The organism is Herbaspirillum autotrophicum, from assembly GCF_001189915.1.
GTDB classification, from domain to species: domain Bacteria; phylum Pseudomonadota; class Gammaproteobacteria; order Burkholderiales; family Burkholderiaceae_D; genus Herbaspirillum; species Herbaspirillum autotrophicum.
In genome coordinates this window covers 23,260-46,481 of sequence record NZ_LFLS01000009.1, presented here as the reverse complement: position 1 = coordinate 46,481, position 23,222 = coordinate 23,260, and the positions used below count along the sequence as shown (strand labels likewise).

The 23,222-nt window shown below is 56.9% G+C and carries 17 protein-coding genes; 6 read left to right on the top strand and 11 right to left on the bottom strand.

Annotated features, from left to right (window positions below):
* Positions 1 to 333: 333 nt before the first annotated feature.
* Positions 334 to 864: a bactofilin family protein gene (locus AKL27_RS09155; protein ID WP_050462503.1), complete on the bottom strand. Its 531-nt coding sequence runs from the start codon at positions 862 to 864 to the stop codon at positions 334 to 336.
* 609 nt (positions 865 to 1,473) lie between these two features.
* Between AKL27_RS09155 and AKL27_RS09145 the strand changes: the two genes are divergently transcribed.
* The 3 genes from AKL27_RS09145 to AKL27_RS09135 all read left to right on the top strand — a co-directional run bounded on the left by AKL27_RS09145 (position 1,474) and on the right by AKL27_RS09135 (position 5,807).
* A complete protein-coding gene (locus AKL27_RS09145) occupies positions 1,474 to 2,052 on the top strand; it encodes a TetR/AcrR family transcriptional regulator (RefSeq protein ID WP_083438951.1) in 579 nt (192 codons plus the stop codon).
* 478 nt (positions 2,053 to 2,530) lie between these two features.
* On the top strand, positions 2,531 to 2,866 hold the full coding sequence (locus AKL27_RS09140) for a hypothetical protein (RefSeq protein WP_232310950.1): 336 nt from the start codon (positions 2,531 to 2,533) through the stop codon (positions 2,864 to 2,866).
* 271 nt (positions 2,867 to 3,137) lie between these two features.
* Positions 3,138 to 5,807 carry a bifunctional diguanylate cyclase/phosphodiesterase gene (locus AKL27_RS09135; protein ID WP_232310949.1) on the top strand — a complete coding sequence of 890 codons (2,670 nt, stop codon included), beginning with the start codon at positions 3,138 to 3,140 and terminating at the stop codon, positions 5,805 to 5,807.
* 40 nt (positions 5,808 to 5,847) lie between these two features.
* Here the strand turns inward: AKL27_RS09135 and AKL27_RS28120 are convergent, their stop codons facing one another.
* The 9 genes from AKL27_RS28120 to AKL27_RS09095 form a co-directional block, all read right to left on the bottom strand.
* Entirely contained in the window at positions 5,848 to 6,024 is a 177-nt protein-coding gene (locus AKL27_RS28120; RefSeq protein ID WP_198155925.1) for a hypothetical protein, read from the bottom strand.
* 181 nt (positions 6,025 to 6,205) lie between these two features.
* Positions 6,206 to 6,592: a hypothetical protein gene (locus tag AKL27_RS27665; protein WP_157056862.1), complete on the bottom strand. Its 387-nt coding sequence runs from the start codon at positions 6,590 to 6,592 to the stop codon at positions 6,206 to 6,208.
* A 147-nt stretch (positions 6,593 to 6,739) separates the two neighbouring features.
* A complete protein-coding gene (gene pelG, locus AKL27_RS09125; protein ID WP_050462499.1) occupies positions 6,740 to 8,110 on the bottom strand; it encodes an exopolysaccharide Pel transporter PelG in 1,371 nt (456 codons plus the stop codon).
* A gap of 34 nt (positions 8,111 to 8,144) precedes the next feature.
* Complete coding sequence (gene pelF / locus AKL27_RS09120) at positions 8,145 to 9,743, bottom strand: GT4 family glycosyltransferase PelF (protein ID WP_050462498.1); 1,599 nt, start codon at positions 9,741 to 9,743, stop codon at positions 8,145 to 8,147.
* Positions 9,740 to 10,759: a tetratricopeptide repeat protein gene (locus tag AKL27_RS09115; protein ID WP_050462497.1), complete on the bottom strand. Its 1,020-nt coding sequence runs from the start codon at positions 10,757 to 10,759 to the stop codon at positions 9,740 to 9,742. The genes pelF and AKL27_RS09115 overlap by 4 nt, the downstream gene beginning before the upstream one ends.
* Positions 10,749 to 12,209 carry a PelD GGDEF domain-containing protein gene (locus AKL27_RS09110; RefSeq protein ID WP_083438950.1) on the bottom strand — a complete coding sequence of 487 codons (1,461 nt, stop codon included), beginning with the start codon at positions 12,207 to 12,209 and terminating at the stop codon, positions 10,749 to 10,751. The genes AKL27_RS09115 and AKL27_RS09110 overlap by 11 nt, the downstream gene beginning before the upstream one ends.
* Positions 12,210 to 12,218: 9 nt before the next feature.
* Positions 12,219 to 12,764, bottom strand: coding sequence for a transporter (locus AKL27_RS09105; RefSeq protein ID WP_050462496.1), 546 nt, complete (start codon positions 12,762 to 12,764; stop codon positions 12,219 to 12,221).
* A gap of 14 nt (positions 12,765 to 12,778) precedes the next feature.
* Positions 12,779 to 16,765, bottom strand: coding sequence for a tetratricopeptide repeat protein (locus AKL27_RS09100; protein WP_232310948.1), 3,987 nt, complete (start codon positions 16,763 to 16,765; stop codon positions 12,779 to 12,781).
* Positions 16,695 to 19,595: a bifunctional glycoside hydrolase 114/ polysaccharide deacetylase family protein gene (locus tag AKL27_RS09095; RefSeq protein ID WP_232310947.1), complete on the bottom strand. Its 2,901-nt coding sequence runs from the start codon at positions 19,593 to 19,595 to the stop codon at positions 16,695 to 16,697. Before AKL27_RS09095 ends, AKL27_RS09100 begins: the two co-directional genes overlap by 71 nt.
* A 566-nt stretch (positions 19,596 to 20,161) precedes the next feature.
* Here AKL27_RS09095 and AKL27_RS09090 point away from each other — a divergent pair.
* From AKL27_RS09090 to AKL27_RS09080, 3 genes are all read left to right on the top strand, one after another.
* Entirely contained in the window at positions 20,162 to 20,512 is a 351-nt protein-coding gene (locus AKL27_RS09090) for a VOC family protein (RefSeq protein WP_050462493.1), read from the top strand.
* 80 nt (positions 20,513 to 20,592) lie between these two features.
* Positions 20,593 to 21,297 carry a glutathione S-transferase N-terminal domain-containing protein gene (locus AKL27_RS09085; RefSeq protein WP_050462600.1) on the top strand — a complete coding sequence of 235 codons (705 nt, stop codon included), beginning with the start codon at positions 20,593 to 20,595 and terminating at the stop codon, positions 21,295 to 21,297.
* Between the two features lie 60 nt (positions 21,298 to 21,357).
* A complete protein-coding gene (locus tag AKL27_RS09080; protein ID WP_050462492.1) occupies positions 21,358 to 21,852 on the top strand; it encodes an SRPBCC family protein in 495 nt (164 codons plus the stop codon).
* 133 nt (positions 21,853 to 21,985) lie between these two features.
* On the opposite strand, the gene AKL27_RS09075 is transcribed toward AKL27_RS09080, so the two are convergent.
* Complete coding sequence (locus AKL27_RS09075) at positions 21,986 to 23,221, bottom strand: M20/M25/M40 family metallo-hydrolase (protein ID WP_050462491.1); 1,236 nt, start codon at positions 23,219 to 23,221, stop codon at positions 21,986 to 21,988.
* Position 23,222: the final 1 nt, after the last annotated feature.

Here is a 23,222-nt window from a genome sequence, read left to right as displayed (position 1 = left end):
CTGAAAACACGTTCGCCCGCAGAAGCAAACACAGCCGCATGCGGGCGAAAAGCGCTATTGTCGCATGCCCGGGGCAAGCACACAAAATTTGGACATAATCAGGCCGCAGGACGCTGCCGGCATTGGCCTCGGCGCAAGCAACAAAAAAGCCCGGACAATTGCCGGGCTTGATCTGGCGCAAACGCACCTGCCGCGCAGACAGCCAGAAACCGGCTTTCTGCGGGAAAGAAGATTGCAAACAGGAAATCTTGATTTAAAAACAATACAAAACAACCGAAACACCACAGTCTCACCGCATTGCGATGCTTTCGGTCACTCAGCAAATTGCGCGACTCAGGCGGTCTTGGCTTGCAGCAGGTCCTTCTGCTCCGCAATGCCGACTTGCACGTCACCGCTCAACTGGCCGCCTTCTTCCACTACCAGCTTGCCGTAGCGGATTTTGCCGGAAACCTTGCCGGTGGCATAAATCACCAGCTTGTGACGCACGGTCAGATCGCCGTCGAATTCGCCATGAATTTCCGCCAGGTCGATTTCGGCAGAACCTTTGAAAGCACCCTTTTCAGCGATCTGGATCACGCGCGAATCCATCGTTGCTTCAACCCGGCCTTCGACCACGAGCGTATCGCAATCGTTGATTTCCACACCCTTGAGTTTGATATTCGGTCCGACGATAAGCTTGCTGCCCATCTCGTTGGAGCCACTCGATGCATTGTTTGTATTGCTGGTGCCAGTGCCGGCAGCACCTGAAGTGACCGTCTTCGACACGCTGGACACGCCCGGTTGCGTCAAATTGTTATTGGCGCTGAATGGTGAATTTGGCGAATTGGTTTCACGTTTGCCAAAAAGGGTTTCTGAGCGAAGCATGTGATCTCCTGAAAATAAATGTGCGGTACAAGACACGGCACTGATAAGACAAATATCGACGACGCGTACATCGGCGGGAAACACGTGCACGCTATCGTCGCGAAAAGAGAGATCGCTGCACGACCCCGCGCTTTCAATCAAACGCACATCGCACAACGATCTCAGCGATTCGGCACAACATGGAAACGAAAGTTCATCAGAATTTTGTAACAAAAAAATAGAAAAATTCAAATCGAATTATTCGGAGAAAAATCAAATGAATCAGGCCTGCAGATCACGGCCGATTTGCATTGTCGTATCAACAATATATTTTGAAGATATGCAAAAATTCAGGCGATGCCGACATAAAACAAATACCCGCCCGGCCAGGTAAAACGATCTGCATCGCCGTCATTATTTGTATCAATCCGTCAAGATACGGTCCGTTTCGTCTCGGTTGCGCCTGATCCGGGTTGGCGCACAACCCAGACAACAGGCTGCTGATACGCGCTCACCGGGAAAACCTGAAGGGAATCGAAGTCAAATTTCTCAAGTTATCTAAATCTTTACCGATATCAAGACAGACCTACGCTACGATTATTTTGGAGCCCGATCATTTCACTCACCTATATGCCCGATGCAGCCACCGGCCGGCGCCGCAACCCGGCCACGCACGACGCGATTCTGGACGCGACCTGCTGCATGTTGGAAGAAATCGGTTTTGACAAGCTTTCGCTGGAAGGCGTGGCTGCGCGCGCCGGCGTCGGCAAAGCCACCATCTATCGCTGGTGGTCCAACAAGAGCGTGCTGGCAATGGAAGCCTTGCTGCGCGAAGCCGGACCGACTGTCAACTTCCCCGACTCGGCCTCGGCCCGCAAGTCCATCGAAACCCAGTTCCGCAAAGTCGCGCGCCTGTATCGCGGCAAGAGCGGCCGCATTACTTGCGACATGATACGACTGGCCCAGGTCGACGACGACACTACCCGCCTGTTCAATGAAAACTACCTGGAACCGCGCCGCATGGCCGCCCATGCCGTGCTGCGCAAAGGCATTGCGCAACATGAATTCAAATCCGATCTGGATCTCGATATCGTGTTCGATCTGCTCTACAGTCCGTTACTGGCACGCATGCTGATGCGCCACGCCAGCATCGATGACAAGCAACTCAATCTGCACCTGAAACTGGTACTGGACGGCATCGCAGTCTGAAACGGCGTTTGCAGTCAACGCCGTTACCGCCCGTCCTTCTGCCCATCGCGATGGGCACCCCGCATTCCCCTTCCTGCCGTTGCCTCTCCCAACTTGCGCTTTACTTGCCGCTAGCCGGCAAGCAAGCCCGATATCGCAATAACAACACCTCGACAAGTTTAATTGCACGAATGTAACTTTCCACCTAGAATGCAATACGAAACGTATCGTCTTGCCTTGGTGATTCCGTTCATGTGAGAAAAACAAAATGCCGAAAAAGCGCTCGACCACCATTTGTACGCTTGCCGCAAGCACTCAGCTTGCCCTGCCAGCCATACCGCAACGACCACCGCCAGCACATGGCATGCGCGTGCGTTTCCATCATTAGAAAACATCGGTCTCCAAACCGTCCAGCTACATCGAAGCGTCTCCGTCTCGCGACCAGAGCGCTTCAGGCACAAAATCAAATTGCAAACATGGGGGCATTATGCAGAATGGTTTGACTAATAAATCAGCATGTCTGACGCGCGCCGGTACGCACGCTGTCGCGGCGCTGCCAGCAGCAAAAATGTATCGTCAATGGTTTTTCTGGGGCTTTTTGCTGATACCGGTGATCGCCATTGCCGGCTGGATCGAATATGCATCCTTTGCGGTGTCACACGGCCCGTCGCCGTTGCTGGAACTGATCGGTCTGCAGCAACCGCAACATTGGCGCGACTGGCTGATGTATTACACATGGCTGCAATTTATCTGGATACCGGCCAACATGGTCCTGTTTCTGATCTGGTGCGCGCTCGGCGTCAGTGTTTGGGATTGCAAACGCGAACAATATTGAACACGGCGCCTGCGGCCACCGCAAAGCCGCAGAAAATCAACCTTCCAGCATCTTCCCTGCCGGCCACTTCGGCGCCGACGGCACCCCTCTGCGCTGCTTCCCGACAACACCATCTCACTCTATTTCATCGTTTATCGCAAACGATGGAACTGAAGTGATTTGTTGCATTCTATATAATCAATTTTCCAACGATATTCACCATCAAGTGCGCTGGAGAGCCAAAAATATTCGTCATTGCCGTTGAACAATAACCATCACTCCCAACACTTTGATGACAGACATCGCATCCCATCGTCATCGGTTGACGTCGTTGTCGCTGCGCGCGCAGAGCATGCTCAGCGTACTTGCCTGGCCACTCGGTTGCCTCGCTGCCGGCACGTTGCTGTGGAGCATGATGCAATCCAATTTGGATGAACGGGAACGCGGCATTGAAGCCGACGCCGTCAGGCAAGCTACCCATATTTCCCGTGCCTATGCGCTGCAAACCAAAAAGACGCTGGAGCGCATCAACCGTACATTGCGCAACCTGCAGTTTTACTGGACATTCACCAACGGCAACCCCGGCCTTGAGCAACAAATCCGCGATGGTTTGTTCCCGCCCTCGGCGCTGTTGTATGTTGCCCTCTCTGCACCTGACGGTCAGCTCCGCAACAGTTCGCTGGCGGGCTGCCCGCAACTCGCTGCGGCTGCCGATTTTCCGATCCTGGCGGCTGACACGGCTGCGGGCATGGTCATCAGTGCTCCGCTGCGTTGTCCGGATGCCGGCAAAACCCTGATTCGTTTCGCACAACGTCTGGCAACCAGCGATGGCAAATTCGATGGTTTGATCATCATCGCCGTGGAGCCGGATTACCTCTCTTCCTTTCAAGACAAAATGTTGCTCGGCGCGGGCGACTTCATCACGCTGGCCACCAGAAGCGGCACGTTGCTGGCATCGACCGCAGGCAGCGGCGCCCGGCAACAGACACTTTACCGGGACATGCCCTTCTTCAGCGGTGACGGGGGCACCACGCGGATGCCCGGCAATCTGTTTGTCGATGGCGAAGAACGCATCGTGGCCTGGAACGCGGTTCCCGGCTATCCCTTGCAGGCCGTCTCGGCGCTGACCACCAGAGAAATATTCTCCCCCTTCCGGCAACTGGCCGGCGAGTACCGCGCGCGCGCCATGCAAGGTTCGTTTGGCTTGTTGCTGCTGGCCTGTGCCGGCATGTTCCTGTCGCTGCGCATGGTGGCCAGACGGCGCGAAACGGAAAAAGCCAGAGCCGCCTGCGGCATGACCGCCGGTGACGACGAAGATGGCTTTTATCTGTGGCGTGCCATCCGCGACAAAAATGATCAGATCATCGATTTCAATCTGCTCGATTGCAATGACCGTGGCGCGTCCCTGCTGGGCAGTACCAGAACCGTACTCATGACTTGCAATCTGTCTGCGCTTTATCACGGTGAATATTTCGAACGTCTGCTGCAGACGTTCGTGCAAGCGATGGCAAGCGGCTATCTGGAAGACGACTATCAGGTACCCCGCCAAAGTCCGTTCCGGATGGACTGGATGCACCGCCGCATGATTCGAACCCCATCCGGCCTGGCGATGACCATACGCGACATCAGTGCCGCCAAAGCGCATGATCTGGCACTATTCAATCAGGCCAACCGCGACGACTTGACCGGACTGCCCAATCGTCACTGGTTGCACAACAATCTGGCCGGCATCCTGATCAGCGCCGGCGACCGCCGGCACCAGGTCGCAATCCTGCTGTTCGATATCGACAACTTCAAGAATATCAACGATACGCTGGGTCATGCGACCGGTGACCAGCTATTGCACGTCGCCGCACAGCGCTTGCCGACGCTGGCGGGACCCGAGGCTGCCTGCGTGCGTTTCGGCGGCGATGCCTTCATCGTGATTCTCGAGGCGCCGGACAGCATCGATGTGATCCGGTCAACCGCCGAGCGGATCCTGCGGGGTTTCAGCGAAGCCTTCCTGCTGCCGGCGCAGGACGACATTCTTACCAGCGTCTCGATCGGCATCAGTCTGTACCCGCAAGACGGCGACTCGGTGGAAGCCTTGATCAAACACGCCGATACGGCGATGCATGCAGCCAAGTCGGAGGGCAAGACCCGGCTGCGCTTCTACCAGCCGGAACTGTCGCAGCGCCTGACCCAGCGCGTGGAATATGAATATGCATTGCGGCTGGCGCTGGATCGCGACGAATTCGTGCTGCACTATCAGCCGCGCGTTACCGCCATCGGTGGCGAACTGTGCAGCATGGAAGCCCTGGTGCGCTGGCAACATCCGCAACATGGATTGATCCAGCCGCAGGAATTCATTGCCATCGTTGAAGAATCAGGATTGATCGGGCGGCTCGGCGAATTGGTCATCCACAAGGTCTGCGCCCAAATGGCGCAATGGAAAAACGAAGGCCTGCCGTTGCTGCCGGTCTCCATCAACGTGTCGTCGCAACAGCTCAATCAGGGCAATCTGGAAGCGCTGATCGCCTCCTGCACGCGCCAGTACGCGATTGCCTCATCGCAGATAGAACTGGAACTTACCGAGTCTTGCATGATGGATGATACGGACGCCATTTCAGTCGAACTGTTGTCATTGCAACGGCTCGGCATCAAATTGCTGGTCGATGATTTCGGTACCGGCTATTCGTCGCTGTCACAACTGCAAAAACTCGATCTCGACATATTGAAAGTGGATCAGTCATTCACCGCCGAGCTCGGCAAACGACGTGAAAGTGAAGTATTGTTTCGCGCCATGGTCTCCATGGCGCACGCGCTGAACATGACGATGGTAGCCGAAGGCGTCGAGACCGCAGAACAATTGCAATTGCTGCAAGAACTGGGATGTGATGAGGTACAGGGATTTTTCATTTCGCGGCCATTGCCGCCGGCGGAACTGCCGGCGCTGATGCGCAAGCGCTATATGCTGGCCTGAAGCCGGTCGGAACACGCCGTCCGATAATGGCTTGCAAGAATCACAACAACGGGCCGATATCGCCTTCCGCCCAGGGCTTGACTACCTGGCCGTCCTTGAGCACCTGATATTCGGCATGCCGGCTCCCATCCTGCCCATGAGAAACCCGGGTCTGTATTACATACCTGACGTCATTGATTATTGCGCAATGCTCCGCATAACTGCCGTCTTGAGACATGATGGACTTTGCTTCTTGATGAAATGCCAAACCGGTCCGAAACCGGCTCCCCCGAATCGCATGGCCGCAATAAATACCCACTGCTGCTGACCGTGCGAGGTGGATTTTAGCACTCCTTGCAAAAAACGTTGAACCGCCTGCATTTCATCCCGATTGCGGGTGCCGGCGGCTAAAATGCCTGTCAGAATTTTCCGCCGACAATTTTCCGGACTGCGTAAGAACGCCCCTCTTCCAACGCCCGTTCCCTGGTATCAAACACCGACGACGTCACCACCCGCTGACGGGGAAAAACACAGGCGTTTTGAAAAGCGCCGGTGGTGACCCGATAGATCGCCAAATAAGGCACCCAATTTTTTTGATCAATCGTACGGAATGCGTCGAGATCAATTTCATATCTGCCAATGCGTTCAAAACTCATCAGATCCCCTCCCCCCAAAAAAGCCATGGACAGCGCCGCCCCCCTCAATTCGCGACGACGAAACGCGCGAATTCGAACGGCTTTATCAAGCAAGAATTTTAGGGAAAAAGTTTCCCCGGGAAAATTACGATTTGATGACAGTTTTGTCATTCAGGAGGTTGCCGCGAGTGCTGCAACGAGATCATGCCATGCGCCGATGAATTGCCATTTCCGATCCGCCGGCAGGACCGACAGAGGAGATATCGGCAATCAGAGATATTCCCGTGCCGGCCTCGCATCGAGACCGGCAGTACCTGCCTACTGCAACATGAACGTCTCGTATTCGAGTCTGGCCATGGTACGCGACATCATGACAAAGCCTGCCAGCACCACGATCAATACCGAAACCGCAAAACCGTAGCCATAGAAATTCGGCCCCAGTTGCAATGACATCCAGGTAAAAATGATGTTGAGGAAAAACAGACTGGTGCACAACCACACCACGATCCGCCGTTTATCCAGATAGAAGAAGACATTCAGAATCCCGAGCAAGACAACCTGCAGGCTGGCAGCGATGATATCGATGAACAGCAATTGCAGATACATGGTGGAGATACCGAGCCAGGTCAGAATCGCTTTGCCGGCGACAATCAGCAACAAGGTCACGATCGCCTGGATCTTGATGATTTCGAAAATGCCGAGACGAATGGTTTCCACCATATCGTTGCGATGTTTTTCAATGGTTTCCAGCGAGGCATCGGAACGCACGGCCTGATAGAAATTATCGTAGTCTTCAACGAAATCGGTTTCCATGCGCAACAGGAAAATCGCCATGCCGGGGATGATCGCCAGATAGGCCAGAAACACCGGCAAATCGTAAATCATCGATGCCCGCAGCGGGCCGATGATGGCCTGACTGGTTTCTTCGGTGTACCAGAACATGACCTTGTCGACCCAGATCGCGGCGTTATACATCAAACCGACCACCATCAGCGACGGGTACAACATGTGCTTGTTGAAAAATTCGAAGGAAATAAAACTGGCCGCAGTGAAGTTGCGCAGGATCAGCGCCATCATGCCCATCATCATCATTGCCTGGCCGATCACGAAGCCGGCCATCAATCCTTCCAGCCCCTGTTGCCGCAAGCCCAGCGCGACCACTACCGTGATGGCATAGCCCAGCAAGTACAGCCAGACGATGGAGCGGTATTGCTTCATCCCCGAAAGGAAGATGGTGGCAATCCAGATATTGCACATGATCACGAATGCCGCCAGCAACAACAGGCGATACAGAACGCTTTGCTGCGGGAACAGGAACATTACGCACAGCAGGCCGACGACGCCGGAACTGACCGTGACGGTCAGCGCTACGGCATGAAAATTGGGCAGAATGATGTCGGTTTTTTTCTCGAACAGACGGTCTGCCGTAAAGCGCGTCAACGCCAGTTGAAAGACGCCGGTAAACACCAGCGAGCCGGCAATCACATAGGTGATGCTGACCTGAAACTGGACAATGATTTCGCTCGGCACCACCACCGTATAACTGAGCAGACCGATAATCAGAATACCGACGATGGACAAGACCCACGAGCCGGAACTGATCAGCGCCGCATAAGAATATGCCTGCAGCAGCGATACCAGATTATCTCGCTTGAGAATCTTTCTTAATTCAAATCCTATGCCAGCCATTGAGGGCCCATTTTTCGGTTAATTTTTAGACGACTTATGCATGCCCCATCGGGCAAGTCAGTTTTTTCTGCTGCGGCTGTCCGGCTTCCTGCTCGAATGCACCTTGATACAACTGCCGGTACGATGCAAACATCATGTCCTGCGTGTAGTAACGTTCGACCCGGGCAATACCGGCGGCTTGTGCGGCATGCCACTTGACCGGGTCGGTCAGCAGCTCCACTGCGGCCCGCGCCAGCGCCTGCGGCTCGGCAATGCCAACCACGGCGCCGGCGGCACCCAGGGCCTGATCCGCATCGTCCAGGCCATAGATCAACTGACGGCACGAACCGACGTCGGTTGCCACTGCCGGTACGCCGGCCGCAAACCCTTCCAGCAACACCAGCGGCAACGCTTCGCTGATGCTGGACAACATCACCAGCCCGATCTTCGGCATCAGCTCATCGATCTTCTGATAACCGAGGAATTTGACTTTGCTGGCCAAACCGAGACCTTCAGCGATGCCGCGACACTCTTCGGCATAGGCCACATCTTCATCTTCCGGACCGGCAATCCATGCTTCGGCATCGGGATACAAAGTGACCACGGTACGCATGGCACGAATGAAATTCTTGACGTCCTTGATAGGTACCACCCGTCCCAGCAGACACAGCACCGGCGGAATTTCCTTGCTGCGCAAGGCGCGCAATGCGGACAGACGCGGCAAATCGATGCCATTCGGGATATTGCGGGTAACAGCAGCCGGCGCGCCGTCAGCGACCTGGCGCAAACGGTTGATTTCATACAATGCCACGATCTGATCGGCGCTCTGATAACACATGCGCCCCAGCGCTTCGAAAAAGCGCATCCACAAATCACGGAAATACGGAATCTGCGAGGCATCCTTTTCAAACACGTCACGATTGTCATGAATCCATTCACTCTGGAACAGATCGATCTTGCGTTCCTTGGTGTAGATGCCATGCTCGGACAACAGCAACGGTTTGCCATTCTGCAATTTCAGCAAGCTGCCGAGAAAGCCGGCATAACCGGTGGAAATGGTGTGATAGCAGCGCGCCGGAATCATGTTGCGTGCAACCTTGGCCAGATTCCAGATCGGCTTGTGCATGGTGCGCACGGTCCAGAAGTAATCGACGAACGATGGATCGGTACAAAATTCGCGATACTTTTCCGTGGTGTATTTCCAGGCTTCTTCGCTGTACAGAAAGGCCGATTCATCGAGCGCCTTGCCCTCTTCCAGCAATGGCACCAGCGGCGCCAGCAACGCTGTCACGTCCGGCTTGTCGCGACCGGTGCGGCCGACACGCAACTGCTCATGCAGCAAATCCATTTGCAAGAACGCTTTGCCGTTGCCGCGACTTTCCCTGACTTCCGGCGCCTCATAGCGCTCGTGCATGTAATGAATTTCCAAATGCACGACGTTGTCAGGCAACGCATATTTGGCGACCCCGTAGTCTTCCTTGCGGCTGCCGATGAAGCAGATGCCGAAGCGGATTTCCGGAAAGCCGCGAATGATCTGATTGACCCAACTCGACACACCGCCGCTGACGAAGGGGAAGGTTCCTTCCAGCAACAACATCACATCGCAGTCGGTTGCGCTGCGGCGGATATCCGGCACGGCGGCGGTATGACTCATGACTTTTCCTGATCTCCGGTCGCGGCTTGCGCCGTCCAGTACCGGTGTAGTTGCGAGGCAATCGACACGCTGGGATTGAAGGCAATCTCAACGAACAGGCTGCGTACGCGGTCAAAATTCTTTTTCAAAAAACTGAGTTCGGCCAGATAGGGCAACAAGCGCTCGCGCGAAAATCCATAGCGTTGCGCATTGTCAAACGCCAGTTCTGCGCTGGCGGCATTGCCGGACAACAGTTCCAGCCGGCCCAGCATGAACCACAAGCCCTGATCATCCGGATTGAAGTCCAGCGCCTGCTGCGCATGTTCGCGCATCTGGTCGCACGAATAGGTCAGCAAATCGCCCTGCACCAGATTTTGATAAATCAATTCCTGATACAACTCGGCCACCCGCTTGTGCAATGCGGCGCGTTGCCAGTCGGTATCGACACTCTCGATTTGCTGACGAGTTTCGATAATGCGATGCGTGATTTTCTTTTCTTTGCCATCCAGAATGCCATACGCCAGCATGCGCACGTCATCGGCCGGATCAGCCAGCAGTTGGCGCAAGGAGCCGCTGCTGCTGCGGGTCGGCGTGTTCTGGATCGCGGCCAGCGCGTTCAGTCGTTCGTCGAGCGGCATTGACGGATTGCTCAGTTGCGCCCGAATCCGGCTGCCCTGAAAGCCGGCGCCTTCGGGGCCGTGTACCGCCGCGAACTGCGGTGGCACGGTGGTCTCGAATTCGCTTTTCTTGTCGATCTTTGGCAACCAGGCGCCGATAATGATCGCCAGTACCGCACACGGCAAGCCGACGATGGGCATGAAGAAATTGAAGGCGAACAGATAGCCGAGCAACCACAGCCGCGGTTGCCGGTACTGTTTCGGCACGACAAAACTGAGCGCCAGTGAAAACAGAATGCTCGACAAGGCGTGCAGGCCCAGATACGACAACATCAGCGCCATCGATGCATCGTGCGAAAACAGCAGCCAGATCGAAACCAGCTCGAAGCCGATGCCGGTAAAGGTCAGCTTATACAACACAGCGTTGCACCAGTTTTTCCAGCATGTGCACCGGGCTGTCGTGGCCCATGTGCTCGGTATGCACCTGCGCATAGCTGGTCAGATACTTTCCGCCAAACTGCGCCTGCATGACTTCTTCGATACGCATCAGATAACCCTCCACCGCCGCCGACCCGGCCAGCGGCAATAACGTGATCAATATATTGCGAGTGAGTGCCGGGTTCGCCGGCGCGCCGGCGGAGATTTCCCACACCACGTCGGCGGCGCGCTTGAGACGTTTGATCTGCTCGAACATGTCGCGCGAAATTTCATCATCATCGAGAACCAGCGCCACCAGTGCCGAATCGATATCGGTATTGGCCTTGAGGCGATGCAAGCGCACGATATCAATCGCCAGATCGGATGGACAACCAGGCACATGCTCCACGATTTCATGTGCCGCGCCGCTCATCTGTACCCCGTCGGCGTAGTAATCCACCAGCACCGACAACAATTGCAGCGTGTCTTCATTGAGTGCCACGAATGGCAGCTTTTCCACCACCAGCACACCGAACACCGAGCCATCGAAATTCTTGAGCGGCGCGCAGATCAGATAACGACTGCTTTGCTGATGCGGCATGGCGATGGTTTGCACATGCGCCAGCTTTTGCTGCTGCAAACAATACAGCAGCAACGAATCGCCACTGTCCAGCGGTGCCGGCTGACCCAGCGTTGCCACGGCCTGATGCAACACCTTGCCATGTGCATCGCAAGCGTACAACGCCGCCACTTCCAATTGGCAGCTTTGCACCAGAATCTGCATGAACGCATTGGCGGCAGGCAAAGGATTGCCGGCACTGACGGCCTGATTGATGGTCAAGGCACGCATGCGCTCAAGCGATTCGCGCAAGGTCAGCGGCTTGGACAGCAAATCCTGCTCCAGCCGTTCATGCGACAACCGCAACAGAAAATGCTTCTTGGTCAGCATCGTGAGTCGTTCGTCCAGATACGAATTGATGGCGCTCAAACGACGACTGCGGGCGTTCCAGACTTCGCAGAACTGGCCACACAACAAGGTCAATACCAGACCGCCCAGGAAATACACTTGCGGAAATACTTTGCCGCTGCCGCCGGGGAACAGGTAACTCCAGCCAAACCAGCTGAGCAGCAACAGCAGCACTGAAATGACGCCGATACCGGTGCCGTAACGCATTGCCAATACTGCCGGCACGATCCAAATCCACGGAAATTCGCCAGCCACGCCGAACGGATCGGCGGGTGTGGCCCAGAAACTGAACAGCAACGCCAGGGCGACAAACAACGCTGCTTCCAGTATGCGCAGTACTGCTGCCCAGGGACTCAGACTGGCCGCCTGCGTGCGCGGGAAAATACGTCGCCACCAGTTGGAACCGGGACGTACGATACCGCCTGTCGGCCGCTTTCCCGGGCCGCTGCGGGCCGCATTTTGCGCGGAGTTGGACTGAGTATTCACGGCAACCTGTCAGCGCGCACTGGCGATCAGAGGATTAAGCAAGGTGCGCGACAATTTCTGCGCCACTGCAGACAAAGCTTCGCGGCTCCAGCCGGTTTTACCGCCACTGGCTGCCCACACCACGTTGCCGCTGGATACTTCAATCAATTGCAAGGTCAGGCCGACTGCCGGTTCGCCATCGATACCGACCTTGTAACGCCATTCATCGACGGTACCGGTCAATGCATATTTCAGGTTCTCGGCGCGGGCCCATTCCAGCGCGGCATCGAGTTGCTTGCGATCCATCGGTTCAAACAAGGTTTCGGTATTCAGATTGCTTGGATAGCGACGCAGATTGTTCACGCCATTGGCGCGCAACAGACTTTCCGAAATGGCTTCGGCCCGCAAACCGGCTTGCGGTGTTTCCGTATTGTTGGCAAATGGCAGCAAGGCCCATGATGCTTTGGCTTCCAACGTTGGTGCCGGGCCGACGTCCACCGTCGAACACGCCGCCAACACTGCCAACAGGACGCCTGCCAGCAGAATGCGGGAAAAATTGAGGATGTGTGTTTTCATAGTATGTCCACCAGTTAATATAACCATTTGTAATTTACTCCTAGCTCAAAAGACCTCTGTGGTGAATTCGCGGTCGCGCTGATGCTTTGCAACTGCACGCTTAATACATCCTGCCCGATCACGCTTCCTTGCACGCCGGTGCGGAAATTGCGGCCCCAGCCCAAGTCCGGTGTATACGTCATGCCGAATTCGCCGAACGGCCGCCAGCCGCGCGTATACGTGTTGTCGATGACCGTGCCGGCACCCAGGCTGATACCGTAGACGCGGGTGTTGACCGGCATGTAACGATACGTGGCGGGGTCGGTCCCCGGCGGCACCAGTCGCGCGATCTGCGCATCGTAAGAGCCCTTGTCCTTGAAATTGCTGCCCGATACGTAAGTGCGCAAGGTCAGATTCGGATACTCGATGCGGAAATGGGTACCGGCTTCCAGATTGAAGTTGGTGCCGCTGCCAAGCCTGGTGCCGGCTTGCGTCGCGTACTGCTGCCAGCCGATGCCGCCGCTCAGATACTCATTGTGGGTCACCGCATAATTCAGATTCAGATCGGCACCACTGCGCATGCCACCGACGCGCATCAGCACCGACTCGGTTGCCATCTGATGGATGCCGATCTCACCGGTCATGGTCAGGCGTCCGGTCAACGCGGTGCTGAAGTCGACCCGTGCGCCGTTGGTATCGGCAGCGGCCTGACGATGCGACACGCTGAACGCCACAAAACCTTTATCGAGACGACGACGAACGGTGACTTCCACCAGCCGGTCCAGCGCCGGCACATTGACCATTTGGGTGTCGTCGCTGCTGCTTTGATTGATCTGGCTCAACTTGACATACAAGCGCGTGCCGCCCGTGATCGACCAGCCGCTCTGCACTTCCGAGCGCGTGCCTTGCCACGGCGCATCGCGCAAGCGTGTGACCGAGGCCGAGAACGAAGCCGGATCTTCGGTTACCAGACTGGTCAGGCGCTGATGCAACTCTTCGTCATGCGGCAGAATCGCCAGTTGATCGAAGGCCAGTGTTTGCGCCAGCGGATCGCGTCCGGCCAGTTTGGCGGCATCGATGCGTTCATACATCGGCAACCAGTCGGCCACGTTATCGAGCAATTGATTCAGATGATCGCGGTCATTGTCGGCCAGCGTCAGCGAGAATTCACCCCACAACGGCTTGTCCATGTTGTTGGCAAAACGGGTCGCCAGCCACGCATGCGCCAGGTCATAGGATTCCTGACTCAAGGCATAGGCCAGTGCCACTTCCCGCACGCTGGCCGAGAGCCGTGCATCGTCGCGCCGGGTACCGGGTGCGGCAAACATGCCCTTCAGGCTGGCTTCGGTGGCGGCCGTGCCTTTGGCTTGCACACGTTCGCTTTCCAGCAATCGCAACAGCGCCGGTCCATCGGCCGGTACCGGCACCGCTTCCGGCGTCGCGGCCAGTTTGGCGACATCCGCACGCAACAGCGATTGCATGACCCGGTTGCTGGCATCGGATTGCATGAACATCGGCGCCAGTGACGCCAGACGGTCACGGATGTCACGCAACTGCCCCGGATTGGCATTGCTCAACACTTCCGGTTTGCGCAAATCGAGCCATGCCTTGCGTCGGATGCGCCAGGCCAGATCAGGCTGGCTGTTGGCTTCCAGGCACTCGGCGTAATTCAGCAACCACAAGTAATCATTTTTCAGGAAACCCGATTTGCGAAACCAATGCAATGCCGTGCGTTGCCGGTTGATCGACATGTTGGCCGCTGCGAACGGTCCCCACATCAGCGCATTGCTTTCGGCATCGGCCGACCACAAACGCAACACCCGTTTGAGACCGTGAGTGTCGCGTTGGGCGATCATGGTCCAGATCAGACCGGCGCGCAAATTGCTGTCACCGGGACTGATCACCAGTGCCGCCCGCAAGTCGCTGGCAGCGCCCTTGATATTGCGATTGGCTTGCCGCACTTCGGCGCGCGCGGCAAGGAAGTTGCCATTGCGTTCCAGCTTGACCAGCGCGGACGCTGGCAACTGATCCAGGAATGCTTGCGCGCCGCGATAGTCGAGTGCACGCATGCGGTTGCCCAGTGCCTGGGTCGCGAATTCCGGCTTGCCGCTCTTGAGATAGCCGAACTCGGCCAGGTTGGCCGCCGCCAATGGTTGCTCGTCTTCGATCAAGGCAATCATGTTGGTGATGTCGGCATCGGTTTGCTGGTTCGATGTCAGCAAGCGGCGATAGCTGTCGCGCGCCACTTCATCTTGCTGCAGGAACCGCGCCACTTCTGCATGCGTGCGCCAGAATTCGCCGTTGTCGGCCGGCGTCACCGGCGCTGCTTCCTGCAACGCCGCCATCGCTTCTTCGATCCGACCCCGACGATACAACTGATTGGCGATCAGCAAGGCATAGCTGGCCTTGGGACCGAACTCGGCCTGCGCCCGCCGCAAGGTTGCCAGCGCTTGCGCATCATCGCCGCTGCGTTCGTAGACGGCAGCCAGCAGTTGAAATTCACGTTCGCGCTGGGCGGCAAACTGCGGTGCCCGATTGCTGCTGCCCAACCGCCCTTCCAGCAACGCTGCCGCACGGCGCGGATCGCCGACGGTTTCGCTTTGGCTCAGCAACAGATCCAGCCACTTGGGATTGTTCGGATCGGTGCGCAGCTTGTGTTCCAGCGCCGCCTGCTGCGGCCCTTGCGAATAGGTCCCCTGACTCAGGCGCAGCACCGCATCCCAACCGGCTTCATCGCCGCTGACCCGGGCATAGTTCTGCCACGCTGTCAGCGCCTGATCCGGCGCGCCGCTCCACTCGCTGACTTCCGCCAGCCGCTTGTTCCAGGCCGCCGAACCGGGCTGCTGCCGTACTGCCGATTGCGCCAGCAAGCGGGCATCGGTCAGATTGCGGTTGGCCAGGAAAATGTTGTAACTCAGCGTGTAGCTTTCATCGTCGAACGGCAGACTGGCTTGTAATGGTCCGCTGGTATCGGCAGCACGAATGATATGCACGGCACCGATCTGATATTGCGGATGCAGCATGGTCTCGCGCAGATTGGCGGCGTATTCCTGCATGCTTTGATACCTGACCTGTTGCCGCGCCGGGCGCGCATCACCGCGCGGCTTGAGCATCGACAGCTTCAGCAATTGCTTGATGTAACGTTCGGCAGCGTCCAGCTTGTTGGACGATTGCGCCAGCCGCGCCAGGAACAGCAAGGTTGGCTTGTCGCGGCTGAGTGGCCCGATATGGGCATCGGCGGCGGCGATCGCTTCGTCATACAGACGACCGGACTGCAAGGTGCGCAAGGCGCTCAGATAGTATTCTCGCTGGCGGTCGATATTGGAGCTGTCATCCATGGCGCGGAAATAGAACGCCGCGCTGCTGCGGTAGTCGCCCAACCCGAGACTCTGCAACGCCGATGCCACATTCTGATCGACGCTCAGCGCACTCGGATTCTTGGCCAGCAATTGCAACGCCGCCGTGCCGGTAGCGATATCGCCCTGCGCCAGCGCCCGTTGCGCCACCGTTTGCAACTGACTGGCATCAAGCGGCTGCTTCAGCAATTCACGCTGGAATGCCTGCAACTGCGCCATCCGTGTCTTGCGTTCCGGTGAATTTTCCGGTTCCGCATAGGTTTCGTTTTCCAGTATCTGATACTCATACCAGTCGGCGGTCAGTTGATAACGCTGGTCCGGCGCTTTGCGCAACAACGCCAACTGCGTGCGCGCTTCGTCGTACAAGCCCAGCAACACCAGTTGCTTGACCAGCTCTGCGCGCAAACTGTCGGCCTTGGGTTGCGCCTTCAGAAACACTTTCAGGTACTCCACCGTCAACCGGTCCGGACGCGCGCCATTGGCCGTCGTCGAGAAGCGTTGCTCCAGCGGCGTGTGCGGATAAACGAGCACCAGTCCGAGGCCGACCGCCAGTCCGAAACCGGCGATCGTCCACGGCGAAAACAATTTCAGACGTTCATGCGGCGCATTGAACGCGTACGTTGTATTCGGTGGTTGCGAAGTTGTTTGGCGAGGTCCTGATTTCATATTGTGTAATGGCCAAGTGTGCTGCCGATTGTGCTGCGTATTTGGATGATGCGATGCTGTTCTTGTTACCGGCTGAACGCGTCAGCGCCTTGCCGTCTGCCGTCGCACTGCATTTGTTGCTGTTGCTGACGCTGAAGCTGGCGGCGCCATTGGCACTCAGCGTAAAGCTGAGATTGCTGCCGCCGGCGGTTTCGGTACGGCTGAAATTGCTGACGGCACCGCTTGCTTCGTATAAAGCCAAAATCGGTTTGACCTGTGGCTGCGACGACACCCGCACTTCGCCGGCACTGGTGATCAGATAGGCACCGGCTGGTCCCGGCGCCACGCCGGCTACGCCGCTGCTGACGCTGAGCGATGGCGTCGCCGCGCCGGGTGGCAAGCGCAAGGTACGCAAGTGCTTGCCGGTACGGATCACCAGATCACCGCCATCAATGCTGCGGGCGTAGCTGGTGTTTTCAAAATCCAGCACCTTGCGGATGTACTGCGAGGAATACAAACGGGTGAACGGTTGCGCAACGGCCCAGCTATGAATCTTTTGCAGCGCGCCCAGCGTGGCTGGCTTGGTGCCGGCATAAAAATGGAAATAGATATCGACCGGCTTGAAGCGCACCGGCTCTTCGGTCAGCTTGAAGGTTTCGATCACGCGCTCGAAACCATAAAACGGGCCGGTCCAGTTATTGGTATAGACATTCTCATTCTGGTTAGGCGCAAACACCTGGTACCAGCCCTTTTTGCGAATTCCTTGCGAGGCAATCTCGGTCCAGGTCTTGTTGCTTTCGGTGATCAGCGTATCGCCGCCATTCATGTTCAGGTAGCCATCGAGATAGGTTTGCGCAATGGCCGCCGGCAACGGTTCGCAATTCCCGGTCCAGAGCAGCACTTCGGCCTTTTTGCCGCCGCCCAGCAAGGTATTGACGTAATCCATCGAGCCCTTGATTTCACGCTGCAAATCAAACACGTAACCGGGTACATCCAGACGGTGTGCTTCTTCTTCGCCGGGCACATGAGCCACCGCCGCCCGTTCCGGATCCATCGCATCGCGCCACGAAAACGGATGCGAATAAGTATGGCTGGCCGGTTCCACATACGGCAGTTGAAACAGTTTTCTGGCCAGTGCCTCGGTTTGCGCCGACAGTTGCGGATACACGCCCTTCGGGCTGATTTCGCCTTCGATCACCGAAATCGTCACCGGAATCTGATATTTTTCCCAGATCTCCTTTTGCAATACCTGCACCGATAACGGTGTGCCAGGTACTTCTGCCCGTGACGCAAAGCCGTCGCCATCGACGTGACTCATCAGAATGCGGCGCCCGCCTTCGGTCGTGACATCGGGCACCGGCATCTCCGGCAGGCGCAATGCCGCCCGCAAGAATTTCTGCGGCTGCAACACCCAAAACGATTGTTCGGTACCCGGAATGCTGGCCACCACAAACGGCGACAATGCAAATCCGCCCCACGGCGTGATTGCCGCAGCGTCGTAAATATTGCCGCGCCCATCCTGCAACCGCAACAAGGATTTATCGCTGGCATTGGCCAGTCGCAAAAAGTCGATTTCAGTCCGGTCCGGACGCGGCGGTGTTTCGAAGCCGATCATTTCCGGATCACTGGATACCACCGTCAACTTGTCCGGCTTGCCAGTGGTAAATGCGGTCAACCCCAATTGCGTTGCCGCCGCCGGTGACAATTGAAAGCCCAGCTTGCTCAGAATCGCTACCGGCACGCCTTCATCCTTGCGCTTTTTGAGCCATGGCAACAATTCCGGGTGATAGGCGCCGCCAGCAAACCAGCTCACCACGCCGGCATAGCGGCCGGCCAGAATTTTTTGCGGCAGCGATTCCGACGCCAGGTCGACAAACTCATAGCGCAGACCAAGATAGTTCAGATGGATACCGAGAAAGCGTTGCGCTTCCGTGGTGTGCAAATCCTCGCCGGCAGGCACATCCAGTAGTACCAGCACGGTCCGTGGAATGGTTTCGATATTGCTGACACCCATCGAAGCGAGACCGCCATCGGCAACCCACGGAATGAAACCGTGCGCGGCAATTTTCTTCGCGGTGGCGCGTGCCAGTTCGCGCGCGTTCGGTTTGGCCGGATCAACATAATCGATGGAGATCACCGGCAAGTGATACTGATCGCGCACCAGTTCCATATGCGCCAGCAACCACGAGCGATCATTTTCCGGCACCGCACCGTATTGACGACGGCCGGCATCGTAGCGGCTATACAGCGATTCCGCCGCCACAGCATAGGTCAGCGGGGCAATCTCCGGCAGCATTTCAAAGCCGCGATTCAGAATCAGTTTGGCATCCGGATAACGGCGCTTGAATTCGCGCAATGTGGCGACCATGGCATCGACCTGAATCTTGCGTTCAGCATCGGTCTTGGCAAACAACTGATAAGAGTCCAGCGTATCGAGGAAGAAACCGCGCCAGCCTTTTTCCCACAGCGGCGCGATGATTTTCGACAAAAAGAATTCGCTCCAGCCGGGTGCCGTCTGATCGATCACGCTGCTGTTCCAGGCCGCGTTCTCGGTGCGCAGACTGCCGGCCGGGAGTTGCTTGTAATAGTCACGCGTGGAATGCACTTCACCGAGGGAGACATAGGCGAACAACTCGTGCCTGCCACTGTCACCGGAACGACTGCGCTGTGCAGGATGGCGCACGTGATCCGGTTCGACCACGGCAATATCGAATGCCTGCAAATCGGAAAGCGGCGGCTGTTCGCCGTAATAGAATGCGGCCGACGACAGTGCCGACACCGGTGCAGTCTGGGCAGTGACGCCTGCGCAGGACAGCAACAGTGTCAATGCCAGGCCGCAATAACGACGCAACGCCGGTATCAAAACAGGCCTTTCGCAGCCGCGTCAGCGGTAAAACGGGTAGCTGATATGAAACGATCAGCGCAATGTATAGCGTTGCTCATTCTCCCCCCCTACTTTAATACGGACAATCGGACCAGCCGGAATGAAAGTATCGTTTGCCCCCATCATATGCCGAGCAGCAATACTCAGGAGCATTCGTTATCAAAAAACTATCGAAACTGATTGTAAAAGATATTCGAATGCACAATTGTTGTTTTTTTAATAATAATTAGTAATATTTCGATAACAGTTTTCACCGTTTGGGTGCTCAACCCTCAACAATATATTTTGCCGGCAAGGCTGCGCGGGACTCGCCGCAGCGCGATTGCTGCGTGTGATGCGCCTGATTTCCCTATGACGCCAGCTCGCGCGCAACCTCAAATGCGGCGCTTCAGCATTTGTTGCAAACGCATCGCGATCATTTCTTGCGGACCACATTTCATCCCGGCAATCCAATCCTGTGGCCGCCAACCTGCGCCGTCCGCCCATGGTAAAGTTGCCGCTCATCGCAGCCATTGCTTCTGGGAGTTTCTCGCATGCAAGTCAAACGGATTGTTGCCAATATCAATACGCCAGCGACGGCTGCGGCGGGGCGCTTTTATCACGATGTGCTGGGACTCGATGTATTGATGGATCAAGGCTGGATTGCAACCTATGGCTCACAACAGCAAATGGCAATCCAGATCAGCTTTGCCACGCAAGGCGGATCAGGAACCGCCACGCCGGATCTGTCGATTGAAGTCGATGATCTTGCGGTTGCGCTGGAACGCATGACCGGGGCCGGCTTTGCAATCGAGTATGGCCCGGTCGACGAACCCTGGGGCGTACGGCGCTTTTATGTGCGCGACCCGTTTGGCAAACTGGTCAATATACTGATGCATTGCTGATCGCCGCCGTCACCAACAATCATTCCGTACTGCCGGTCTCCGACAACCCTCTCTGCCCATTTTTCCACAAAGGACATGCCATGAGCGATATCTCCAATTTCCCGATTACCAAAAAATGGCCGGCGCAACACCCCGAGCGCATCCAGCTCTATTCCTTGCCGACACCGAATGGCGTCAAGGTCTCGATCATGCTGGAAGAAACCGGCCTGGCATATGAGCCGCATCTGGTGAGTTTCGAAACCAATGATCAGACGTCGCCGGAATTTCTGTCGCTCAATCCGAACAACAAGATTCCCGCCATCCTGGATCCGGATGGTCCGGACGGCAAGCCGCTGGCGCTGTTCGAGTCCGGCGCGATCCTGCTTTATCTGGCCGACAAGTCGGGCCAGTGCATCCCCAAAGATACGGCCGGCCGCTACGAAACCATACAGTGGCTGATGTTCCAGATGGGCGGCATCGGCCCCATGTTCGGGCAACTCGGCTTTTTCAACAAATTCGCCGGCAAGGATTACGAAGACAAACGTCCGCGTGACCGCTATGTGGCGGAATCCAGGCGCCTGCTGTCGGTACTCAACCAACGCCTGAGCGGACGCCAGTGGATCATGGGCGACAACTACACCATCGCCGACATTGCCACCTTCCCGTGGATCCGCAATCTGATCGGTTTTTATGAAGCCGGTGATCTGGTCGGCATTGCCGACTTTCCGGAGGTGGTGCGCGTGCTGGCAGCGTTCGTCGCGCGACCGGCCGTGGTGAAGGGCCTCAACATTCCGCAACGCGCCTGAAGCTGACTGAGCCGATGGCGGGAACCAACTTCCCGCTGCAAAATAAACAGGAGACCAACAATGACCAATGCATTCGCGCAGCATTTCGATCCCGCCCTCGACCTCACGTTCGAACGTATCGTCGACGTCCCTCCGGCCTTGATCTGGAAAGCCTGGACCACGCCGGAACTGATCTTGCGCTGGTTCACGCCGGCGCCGTGGACCACGGTCGCCTGTGACATCGATTTGCGTCCGGGCGGCAAATTTCAAACGATGATGCGGTCACCGGAAGGCATGGAATTTCCCAATCTGGGCTGCTATCTGGAAGTGGTGGAAAATCAGCGGCTGGTTTGGACTACCGTGCTGGGGCCGGGTTACCGGCCGGTGGCAGCAGGTCCCGGTGTGCTGGCCATCACCGCCATGATCGTTCTGGAGCCGCATGGCAATGGCACTAAATACAGCGCCTTTGCCATCCACAGCAATCCCGCGGACAAGGCAAAACATGAAGCCATGGGATTTCGTGAAGGATGGGGCAAGGCGCTGGATCAACTGGTGGAAGTGGTACGCACCCTCTGAACTGCTGATGGTCTGGCAGCATTGCACTGCCAGCCATCAGATGCCCTCGCGACACACGCAACCGGTCAGGTGACCGGTTGCATAATCGGTTGCGTAATCGGTTGCGTAATCGATTGCGTGAGCAATTGCGAAATCAGCCGAGAAAATCCAGCAAGGTCATGGCAACCACCTTGGTTGCCAGTCGCAAATCTTCCAGCACCAGATGTTCGTCGGCTTGCTTGGCATTCGATTCCAGTACGGTACGCGGCCCGGCGCCATACAGTGCGCATGGAATGCCGTGCTCGCCGTACAAGCGGGCGTCGGTATACAACGGCGAACCATTGTCGGTAATATCCTCGCCCGATACGGCGCGGGCATTCTCGCGCAGACTGCCGGCCAGCCGCTCGTGCCCCGGCAGCGGCCGCAGCGCACGCGCCAGCAACAGCCGCTTGATCTCGACCTTGATTCCGGGCAGACCGGCGACCGACTGTTCAATCAGTGTGCGCACCTCTTGCTCCACCTGGGTCGGATCTTCTTCGGGAATCATGCGGCGGTCGATTTTCAGCGTTACCTTGCCGGCCACCACATTGGTATTGGTGCCGCCGTCAATGCGGCCCACGATCATGGTCGGATGCGTAATGCCGGCGACCTTGGAGCGGATGTTCTTCAACGCCGGCACCTTGGCGTAGATCGCCCGCAATACTTCGCTGGCGGCATGCATCGCATCGTGCCCGGTATCCGGCGCCGAACCATGGGTGGCCTTGCCCAACACCGAGACCTCGAATTGCAGGCAGGCATTATGGGCAGTCACGACGTTATAACTGAAGCCGGCGCCGATCAGATAATCCGGCTGTGTCAGTTTGTGTTCCAGCAACCAGCCCGGCCCCAGCAAACCGCCGAATTCTTCATCGTAAGTGAAATGCAGTTCGACTGCGCCCCTGAGCGGAACGCCAAGCGCTTCCAGTGCGCGCACCGCAAACAGATACGTGGCGAAGTCAGACTTCGACACCGCCGTGGCGCGGCCATACATGCGGCCGTTTTCGATCACGCCGCCATACGGCGGCTTGCTCCAGCCGTCGCCCGGCGGCACTACGTCGCCATGGGCATTCAAGGCCAGCACCGGGCCTTGATCGGCATAGCGGCGGCGCACGATCAGATTGGTGATGCTTTGCATGCCGTAATCCTTGACCACTTGTTCCGGCACCGGATATTTTTCCACTGCCCAGCCCAAGGCATCGATCATGCCGGCTACCGCTTCGGCATGCGGCGCGTTATTGCCGGGCGGCGTATCGGTGGGAATGCGGACCACCTCTTGCAAGAATGTCACTTCTTCTTCGAAATGGGCGTCGATCCAGGTACTCAAACGGTTCTTCAGATTGGCATCAGTCATG